Annotated in this window: 9 protein-coding genes; 4 read left to right on the forward strand and 5 right to left on the reverse strand. The window is 59.4% G+C overall.

Going from position 1 to position 9,043, the window contains the following annotated elements; all coding sequences use genetic code 11:
• Nucleotides 1-207: 207 nt before the first annotated feature.
• The 3 genes from EPN93_09370 to EPN93_09380 are packed head-to-tail and all read right to left on the reverse strand — an operon-like array spanning nucleotide 208 to nucleotide 2,509.
• Complete coding sequence (locus tag EPN93_09370; GenBank protein TAL35788.1) at nucleotides 208-1,434, reverse strand: aminopeptidase P family protein; 1,227 nt, start codon at nucleotides 1,432-1,434, stop codon at nucleotides 208-210.
• 10 nt (nucleotides 1,435-1,444) lie between these two features.
• Complete coding sequence (locus EPN93_09375) at nucleotides 1,445-1,846, reverse strand: SCP2 sterol-binding domain-containing protein (protein TAL35789.1); 402 nt, start codon at nucleotides 1,844-1,846, stop codon at nucleotides 1,445-1,447.
• A gap of 21 nt (nucleotides 1,847-1,867) precedes the next feature.
• Nucleotides 1,868-2,509 (reverse strand): TetR/AcrR family transcriptional regulator, encoded by a 642-nt coding sequence (locus tag EPN93_09380; GenBank protein TAL35790.1) that lies wholly within the window; start codon nucleotides 2,507-2,509, stop codon nucleotides 1,868-1,870.
• Between the two features lie 264 nt (nucleotides 2,510-2,773).
• On the opposite strand from EPN93_09380, the gene EPN93_09385 reads away from it, so the two are divergent.
• Together EPN93_09385 and EPN93_09390 are read left to right on the forward strand one after the other, a co-directional pair.
• Entirely contained in the window at nucleotides 2,774-3,622 is an 849-nt protein-coding gene (locus EPN93_09385; protein TAL35791.1) for an SGNH/GDSL hydrolase family protein, read from the forward strand.
• A gap of 140 nt (nucleotides 3,623-3,762) precedes the next feature.
• On the forward strand, nucleotides 3,763-5,604 hold the full coding sequence (locus EPN93_09390; protein TAL35792.1) for a methyl-accepting chemotaxis protein: 1,842 nt from the start codon (nucleotides 3,763-3,765) through the stop codon (nucleotides 5,602-5,604).
• 59 nt (nucleotides 5,605-5,663) lie between these two features.
• On the opposite strand, the gene EPN93_09395 is transcribed toward EPN93_09390, so the two are convergent.
• Nucleotides 5,664-5,921, reverse strand: coding sequence for a hypothetical protein (locus tag EPN93_09395; GenBank protein ID TAL35793.1), 258 nt, complete (start codon nucleotides 5,919-5,921; stop codon nucleotides 5,664-5,666).
• 219 nt (nucleotides 5,922-6,140) lie between these two features.
• On the opposite strand from EPN93_09395, the gene EPN93_09400 reads away from it, so the two are divergent.
• Nucleotides 6,141-6,764, forward strand: a complete 624-nt coding sequence (locus EPN93_09400; protein ID TAL35794.1) for a MotA/TolQ/ExbB proton channel family protein — start codon at nucleotides 6,141-6,143, stop codon at nucleotides 6,762-6,764.
• A gap of 3 nt (nucleotides 6,765-6,767) precedes the next feature.
• Nucleotides 6,768-7,190 carry a biopolymer transporter ExbD gene (locus EPN93_09405; protein TAL35795.1) on the forward strand — a complete coding sequence of 141 codons (423 nt, stop codon included), beginning with the start codon at nucleotides 6,768-6,770 and terminating at the stop codon, nucleotides 7,188-7,190.
• Between the two features lie 493 nt (nucleotides 7,191-7,683).
• Here EPN93_09405 and rsgA read toward each other — a convergent pair whose 3' ends face one another.
• Nucleotides 7,684-8,733 (reverse strand): ribosome small subunit-dependent GTPase A, encoded by a 1,050-nt coding sequence (rsgA, locus tag EPN93_09410; GenBank protein TAL35796.1) that lies wholly within the window; start codon nucleotides 8,731-8,733, stop codon nucleotides 7,684-7,686.
• Nucleotides 8,734-9,043: the final 310 nt, after the last annotated feature.

The raw sequence follows: 9,043 nt of genomic DNA on the forward strand, positions 1-9,043 counted from the left end.
GCGAAGCATTCCGTATCCTCCGGGACAAAACTGAGCGTCCAGAGTGAATACGAATGGGGAATGAAAAATATGAACGGTTTTCCCGGCTATGATCCGGGCGCCCGAAAAATAATTCACACCCCAGGCCTGTCCGTTACCGGGGACGGAAAACCCCGCCCTGGCCCCATTTATGACATGACGGGGGCCAGGGGGCGGCTATTAATGCGGTTACCTGATTTCATCCACGGTGAGCCGGAACTTGGACAGCTCCTCGCAGCAATCCTTTTTAATCACGATGGGATTCTCGTAGCGAAAGCCGATATTTTCCTCCGGGCATGCGTACTGCATGGCGCAGATAAGCAGCTCGTTCTCGCGGTAGACGTGATCGGGGTTGGTCCAGTAGGGGATGGGTCCGTCGTTGAGCCCTATCCTCCACTCGTCCCCCATGAGGCCTATGCCGTGCTCGAAGCCGGGCACCATGTAATCCGCGAAACCGCGCTGTTCGGCGAATGCCATCATCTCCTCGGCAAGCGTCGAGGGCGTGATTCCCGCGCGGTACGCAGCGAGGGTTTTCGTCACGATGTCGATGAAGTTATCCGCGTGCCAGCGCTGCCTGTCACTCACCGGGGCTATGAGGTAATTGTGCGAATGATCGCCCAGCCCCAGCATGAACATGGCATGTATGTCGATCATGAGCGGCTCTCCCGCCTGGATAACCCGTCTCGTTGGGGGGGTGCATGCTCCCGCGGCGAGTCCCGTGCGGTACCCGCTCGCGATCTCGTTACCGCCGGTGAAAGACCATTCCCATTCACTGCCGGCGCGACGCATGGCGAGCGCTGCGATGCCCGCGATCTCGGTTTCGGTGAGCCCCTTGTAGCCGCCGTCGCGCAGCGCCTCGTACACGGCCTTGTGGCCCTCGTCCACAATGCGCGACGCCTCCCGGAACCGGTTGATGGTTCCCTCGTCCTTGATGAGCGCGAGGCGATCGATCAGGGTATGCGCGTTTACCAATTCGCACCCTTCCAGCGCGTCGCGGTAACGCTCGTACTCGTAGTGCGTGAGGAAACCCTCGGGCAGGTAGTTCGACATGCCGCTCTCTATGCCTACGCGTCCCCTCCCGTTTTTCATGGATTCCTTGATGGTATCGGCGATGAGCTCGATCTGGTCCTGGCCCCCCATGGGAAGGAAGCCGCGAAAGCACTCCTCGTCCAGCCATGACTCGTCGGCGATGCGCGCGGCGTCGATCACGAAGGTGAAGGCAGTGGGAAGCCCCCTGGCGGGGATCACCACGAAACTGCGCCACGGGCAGAAGACGTCCAGCGTCCATGAAAGCGTCCTGAGCCGCGATCCCAGGAAGACGTCGATATCCGCCTTCTGCATCTCGGCCTGTATGTTCTTTATGCGTTGTGCGAAATCTATAAAGTACGGACCCTTGTTCTCCATTTTCGAAGTCATACGCTTCCTCCTAATACCTTGCCGGGATCTTCGCGAGAACCTTGTTCAGCCGGTCCGCGACCGCCGCGAGCTTGAGTGCCTTTATCATATTTCCCTTGAGCTTGAGCTTGCCGGTCATGAGCGCCTTTTGGGCCCCGAGCTCCGCGCGCGATATCTTCGCGAATACCTCGTAGTCGCCCGAAATCCTGAACTCCGCCTCCGGCGGCTCTCCTTCGCCCAGCAGCAACTCCTCGATAGCCCCGTCCTTGAAACGGAACAGGAGGTAGCGCTCCTTTCCATCGGGACACTTGAGGTAGATGTTCGACATGGAGGAGCTGATCCGGTTCATCTTTTCCGGGGTGAGCTCCGCCCTGAGGCGCTTTTCGGCTTCGTCCCTCCATTCCGGCGTGAGATACTTGAAATCTTCTCCCATATCCTTTCCCCCTGCGTGTAGTTATTGTTTCGCGCGGCGGCCCTTTTTCACGGGGCTCCCGCCCCGAACCGGTTCCGCCGCATCCTCGCGAAATATGCCCCTGGTGATGAGCTCGATCGTTTCGCCAAACATCTTCTGGCGCAGTCCCCCTTCCGGGCTGATGTAGCTTCCTATTATGAACATCTTGTAAATCATGAAGAGTATCTGCGGCAACGCCGCGATGTTCAGCTTCCTGAACACCCCGGTCCTGATTCCCGCCTTGAGTATCCCCGTGATGATCGCGACCGAATTCCTGTTTATCTCGCCGTAGGGGTCATTGTCGGTAAACATGGGGAAGATTCCGGGATCCCGCGCCAGGATGCGCCTGAGATCGTCGTCCTGGCCAAGGTACTCCATGGCCTTGAGGGCCATAACCCGGAACTGGGCCCTGGGGTCGTTCTGGGCCCGGACCGCCCGGAGCACCCTTCCCTGCCATTCGCGTAACGCGTGGGCGACCGCATGGTCGTAGAGACCGCGCTTGTCTTTCGCATACAGGTAAAGATTTCCCTTGGTCATGCCGAGCCTTCCGGCGATATCGTCAACCGTGGCCTTCTTGAAGCCGTATTCGGCGAACGCCGCGAGGGCCGCCCGGTAGATTCTCGTGATGTCTTCTTTCTTTTTCATGGTTACGTGAATAAATGAATATATTGTTTATTTATTCATTTATACCGTCAGCCCGGGCCCTTCCTGTGTCAACCTGAATTTTAATAATTTTTCTCTTTTCCCGTTGATGCAAAACCGCCGGGCGTTGGCGGTTCGCCCGAATACTGCTTGCCGCGCGCGATGCCCCATGCGAGCATCCCCCCGGCACCGGGCGAACCGCGGTGCCTGCGCGCCGCTGCCGCGGTTAAGGCCGGGCGCCTACCATACTAACCAAGGGGTATCCCGATGAAAAAATTTATTATCGTCATAGCCATCCTGACCGTCACCCTGGCGGGGCTCGTGGGCTATCTGAACTACAAGGCCCGGCACCTTCCGGATAACCGCCCCTCGGCATACCTCGCCAAGGCTCCCGATGCACGGAACGGCAGGGTCGTCGTGTGCGCGGGAGACAGCATCACGCACGCCGCGGTAAGCTGCAATTATATCGATATCCTGGCATCGAGAAACGGCATGAAAAACTTCATGTTCCTCAACGCGGGAATCAACAGCGAGCTCGCGTATAACCTTTTGCAGAGGGCCGACGAGATCGCCGCCTGCGCGCCGGAATTCGTAACGATACTTATCGGCACCAACGACGTCAACGCGACGCTTCTCCCCGCCAATGAAGCCCGGTACATCAAGGATATGAAGCTCCCGCGCAGGCCCGACCGCGAGTGGTATCGCGCCAATCTCCGCGAAGTGTGTGCGGCGCTTAAATCGCGCACGAAGGCGAAGATCGCGCTGTTCTCCCTCCCGCCGATAGGCGAACAGCGGGAGGATACCGCGTACCTACGCGCCCGCGATTACAGCACGGTGGTCCGCGAGACCGCCGCCGAGATGAAATTCGCCTACCTGCCGCTCAACGAGCGGATAGACGAGCTCCTGCGCGCGCGCGGCCCGTCAAAGGCGCCGTTCTACGCCGACAACGAATTGCTCATGTACAAGGCCATCGTGCGCCATTACATGCTGGGAACGTCATGGGACGGGATCGCCGATTCCAGCGGTTTCGTATTCGTCACCGATTTCCTGCACCTGAGCGGGAGGGGGGCGCTGCTCGCCGCCGACCTTGCGGAGGGATTTATAGCAAAGAATTAGGCACACAACGGCTGTTTTTTCGCTTTTATTTTCATAACGATTCAATTGATTTTGAAAATTCCCGCGAGCGCTGATATGCTTAGCCAGATTGGACGGCTGCATTCGGCCGCGATCCGGTCCAGAACAGAGGAGGAAGCCCCATGAGCCAGACCGCCCGGTACGGGAAGGAGATTTCGCGTTTCACCAGTACGTTCCTTGTCAGGACCGAGGGATTGAGCTACTGCTTCATCGTTCCCCTCACCCTCCTCTTCGTATGGTCCAACCTGGGCCTTACGGCAGACCAGTTCCGGTTGCTGGGCCTGTGCGTCGCAATAGTGATCCCCGTCTCCTTCATCACCACGCATATCAGCAACATGATAGTCATCGCGCCGATCACGCGATATTTCAAGTCGCTCCTGGAGGGAACCGAGGTCACGTCCGAAGAATACGAGAAGGCGTATCGGCGCTTCATGTCGCTGCCCTATATTCACGCCACCGGCGCGTTTTTCCGCTGGGTGTTCGGTCTCAGTATGCTCGACATACCGCTCATGATATTCGGGGGACTGAACCCCTCGCAGGTTTTCAACAGCTGGATGATGATCGCTATCAACGCGCCGTTGGGCGCGATCCTGTACTTCCTTTTAACCGAGCGCATCATCCAGAGAATCTACGACAGCGGTATATTCATCAAAATACCCCCGGGAATGGCGCCCCGGCGGATGAACCTGTTCGCGAAGTTCACCGCATCCATTACGACCATCACCCTCCTGCCCTTCTTCATCCTGCTCTGCTATTTCATCATGCTGATCTCCGAGCTCCAAGTGGATCACGCGGCGATCTACGTGCGTATCTGCGTTTTCGGGGGCATTGGCGTCGCCGCGGCAGTAATGGTATCGCGTATTCTCACCCGCACGATGCTCATGAAGGTGGAAAATATCCACTCCTTCCTTAAAAAAGTCGAGCAGGGAGAGCTCGCCGCCTTCGCCAGCAAGATCGCGGTCATCGACGAGCTCGCGGATATCAACATCAGCGTGTATAGCATGAAGGAGAAGCTGCGCGGCATGGTGGAGGGCATAGCGGCCGGCACCACCGAGATCGCCGACGCGGGCGGCAGCCTGAACAAGTCTGCGTCCGCGCTGTCCGACACGGCGCGCGACCTGTCCGCAATCGTGGAAGAAACATCGAGCGCCTACGAGGAGATGTCGTCCACCTTCGAGGTGAACCTCGACAATATCAAGATACAGATGGAGAGCTCCGAATCGGTGAAGCGCGAGGTGGACGCGATAAACGAGCGCGGCCGTGAGCTTCACCTCAAGGTGGGCTCCCTGTCAAAGATTATGGGCGAGGCCTATTCGCAGAGCGAAAGCGGCGAAAGGACGATGAACAAATCGGTGAAGGCAATCGAGGAAACCGCGGGCTACCTCCGCACGATCGACGAGACCATAGGCATGATCAACGACATCGCGGAACAGATCAACCTCCTCGCGCTCAACGCGGCCATCGAGGCCGCACGGGCGGGGGACGCGGGGCGGGGCTTCTCGGTCGTGGCGGACGAAGTCAACAAGCTCGCGGACAGGACGAACGAGCTCACAGGCAGCATCAAGAACACGATTTCCGCGCAGGCGCAGCGCATTACGGGCGAGCTCCGGTTCATCAGTAACGCGGCGGCGATGTTCGGCGAGGTCCGATCGAGGATCGGCGAGACCAACACAGTCATCGTCGACACGGAGCGGTTTACGCAGGACCTTGAACAGATGAACGCCGCCATCAAGGGCAAGGTCGAGAGTCTGAGCCGCATTTCGCAGGACATTTACCGTTCGTCGTCCGAGCAGCAATCAACCACCGACGAGCTCACGAAGTCCATAAATGCGATCAATTCGATCTCCGCCGTCACGGCCGAAAGCGCGGAGGCGGTCAAGGGCTATGCGTCGACGCTGGACGAGAGCGCGTCGAAATTGTACTCGCGGCTGGGTTCGTTCACCCTGCATATCAAGGAATCGTAACGGGGAGCGGGGCGATCGCCTCCGGATGTTCGAATCGGTGTCCGGGATGCCCGCCGTGATCAGCCAAGGGTATCGTCAAGGAGATAGCGGGCGTTCGGGAGCACCTCCAGAATTTCGCTCTCGCAGACCACCACCGGCACGCTTCCATGCCTGAAGTGGAACGCGCGCGCCTTGCGCCAGGCGATATCGGTCCCCCGCGCCGCCTGTTCGGCAAGCCACCTGACGCAGGTATTCCTGCCCATCACCACGTACTCTGCGCTGAGCCCCTTCGTTTCGAGGCCCGCGATCATCCGGTCGATTTTTTCCGAAATATCCATTCCGCTTCACCCCGACGTTTTCCGCCCGGCCCCGCCTCCGGTTTTCCGCCGTCATCACCCGCTATGGAATGCGCCATTCGGAATATTTTGTCAATAAATAAGGGAAGGCCCGGACGCCGAAATAAATCTTGCAATTCCTGTAACTTGCAGGATAGTGACGGCCTCTAACAAGCGACACCACGCCCGCAGCCGCGGGCGCATTTACAGGAGTGATCACGCATGTCCGTCCAGATGTCTATTGGAACCATTCTCGCGTCGGGAAATATCACCCTCTATCTTCTTATACTGTGCTCGATTGTGTCCTTCGCGATCATCATCGAACGCGTAATCTATTTCCGCCGGAACGCGTCCGAGCCGCGGGCACCCTTCATGAAGCTCATCCGCGAATCGCTGCGTGCGTCCGGCGCCGCGCACGCCCTGGAACAGTGCGGCCTCGGGTCGACCGTCATGCGCGTCGTGCGCGAAGGGCTGGAGGCGGCGGGAGCGGAATTAGCGAACGCGCGCAACGCCATGGAGCGGCAGATATCGGTCGAAACCAGGGGACTCGAAAAATTCACGAGCCTGCTGGGCACGATCGGCAGCACCGCGGTGTACATAGGGCTTTTCGGCACGGTGATAGGGATCATCCGGGCGTTCGGCGATATCTCGGCGGCGGGTGTGGGGGGCATCAACATAGTAATCGGCGGGATCGCCGAGGCGCTCGTGTCAACCGCGGCCGGCATCCTCGTGGCGGTGCCCTCGGTCATCGCGTACAATCTCATCATGCGGCGCATCGACACCGCCATCGCCGACATGGAACTGTGCGAATCGGAGCTCATGGACCTTCTCGCGGAGAAGCGTTAACCCATGCGCGCGCGGCGCCGGCCGAACCGTACCATGGTGGAGATCAACATCACCCCCTTCACCGATATCGTCCTCGTGCTCCTCATCATATTCATGGTAGCGACGCCGCTCATCATGGGCGGGAGCATCAAGGTGGACCTTCCCGGCGCGAAGAAGACGGCCAGGGCCGGGGACGTGCCGGGAAACGTCAAGGTAACCGTGGACACCGCGGGAGACATATACATCGACAACACCAGGTTCGACATCAAGGCGGATCCCCAGAAGATAACGGACCGGCTCATGGAGATCGCGCGCGGCGGCGCCGAAGCGTCGCTCGTCGTCTACGGAGACAAGAACTGCAAGTTCGATCATATTGTCAGGATCATCGACATGGCAAACCAGGCGGGGATTAAAAAGACCTTCCTGCAGATCGAGCCGCGCAGATAGGCAGCGCGGGTTTTCCTCCTAAAGACTATGCATTACCCACAAGTTAAAAAACGCCCCCCATACCCCCCAGCGGGGGGCAACGACATCTACCGATAGTAGAAATGCATATTCTGCCGATCGCTGAAGTCCCCCTCCGGGGGATTTAGGGGGCCTCTTCAGGCAGTTTTTGCTATATGGGTAATGATCGGCCCCTAAAGAAAAGTAAAATCGACCTCGATCTCCGCGGAACGGTCGAGCGCGCGGCGGGCGATCTCCCGTATCCGCGCATCCCTGGAATTTTTCACGATTTCGCCCAGCGCGACCTCGCAGGCGCGCAGTTTCAGCGAAAATTTTATGAGCGCTTCGTATTCGTCTCCGTGTCCCAGCATACCTGTGCGGGAAGGCCGCCGCCTTCCCCTCCCCCTCGTCATGATCCGGTGCGGCGCACGTCCGCCGGCGATTACGGCCCGTATAGTTAATCATCGGCATGTTATGCGTCAAGGAATATACGCGCCTACTTGTACTTATCGCTATGCGCGTAAAACCGCTTGATTTCCCGCGAGATGCCCTTCCACTTGGGCGAGCGTTCCTTCGCGCCGGCCTCGCTGCGCATCTTCAGGTAATTCCCGTAGCGCCGCTCGTCAAGGACGCCGGAGGCGAGCGCTTCGATCACCGCGCATCCCGGCTCCACGGTGTGCGTGCAGTCCCCGAACCGGCACCCCGCCGCCAGGGAGTGGATATCTTCGAAAACCTCTTCCACGCCGTCGCTGTCGGTCCAGATCCCCACCTCGCGCAGACCAGGCGTATCGATGACGATCGCACCGCCCGGAAGGACGTATATCTCCCGCGCGCTGGTGGTGTGCCTGCCCTTCCCGTCCCGTGCGCGCACCGCGCCGGTACGGATGCTTTCATCGCCCCGCAGGCGGTTCAGAATCGTCGATTTTCCCGCGCCCGAGGGCCCGGCAAGCACGGCGGTCTCCCCGGCGGCTAGTGTCCCTTCGAGCCCTTCCATCCCGGCCCCCGTCACCGCCGAGATATATGCGCACGGTACATCGGGAAAGGTCCGCGCCACCTGTTCACGGGCGGATTCCAGGTCGGCCGCCAGGTCCATTTTATTGAACACGAGTATCGGCCCTATGCCGCCCTCGAGGGCGAGGGACAGATAGCGCTCGATACGCGACACGCTGAATGTTTCGTCCAGGGCCGATACGATAAGTATCCGGTCCACGTTCGCTGCCAGGACCTGGGGCGTATCGGCGCCCGGTTTTTTTCTCGAAAGCGACGTGCGCCGCTCGAGTACCCCGGAGATGAGGGCATGAGCGGAGCCCTCGTCTCCCATGAGGTAGACCCAGTCTCCCGTCACCGGTAGAAAGCTCGCGTCGGGGACAAGGTGAGAAAGCCTGCCCGAGACCTGCGCCTCGAGCGGACCCCACGGGCCCGTCACCAGGAAAATGTTCGCGTGGACCGCCGTGACGCGCCCCACGGGCAGCGCTATCCCTGCGCTCTCGTATGATTTTTGAAAATATTCATTCCAGCCAAGTTCGGTCAACATTACGTCCTCCATGCGTGCGGTTTCGTGCGGGCCTTGGGGCCTGCAGGGAGGAAGGGCGCCCTGGGCGCCGGGAGATTATCGGGGCAGGCGCGGATAGGTATCCGCGTCCTCAGACACTCGCCGCGGGCTGGCGGCCTTCCAAAACGACCTGATCGCTCAAGTGCTCGACACGCATATTCGACTCCTTACCAATGATGAGAGAGAATCTGCGCCATATCGGAAATATGTCAACCCGTTTTCCGACACCCGTACCGGTGATGACTTGAAATGATCCGCTGCGCCGATACGACCCGGATGGGTTCGTACCGGAAACCTCATCATC

The organism is Spirochaetota bacterium (assembly GCA_004297825.1).
In the GTDB taxonomy this organism is placed as follows: Bacteria; Spirochaetota; UBA4802; order UBA4802; family UBA5368; genus FW300-bin19.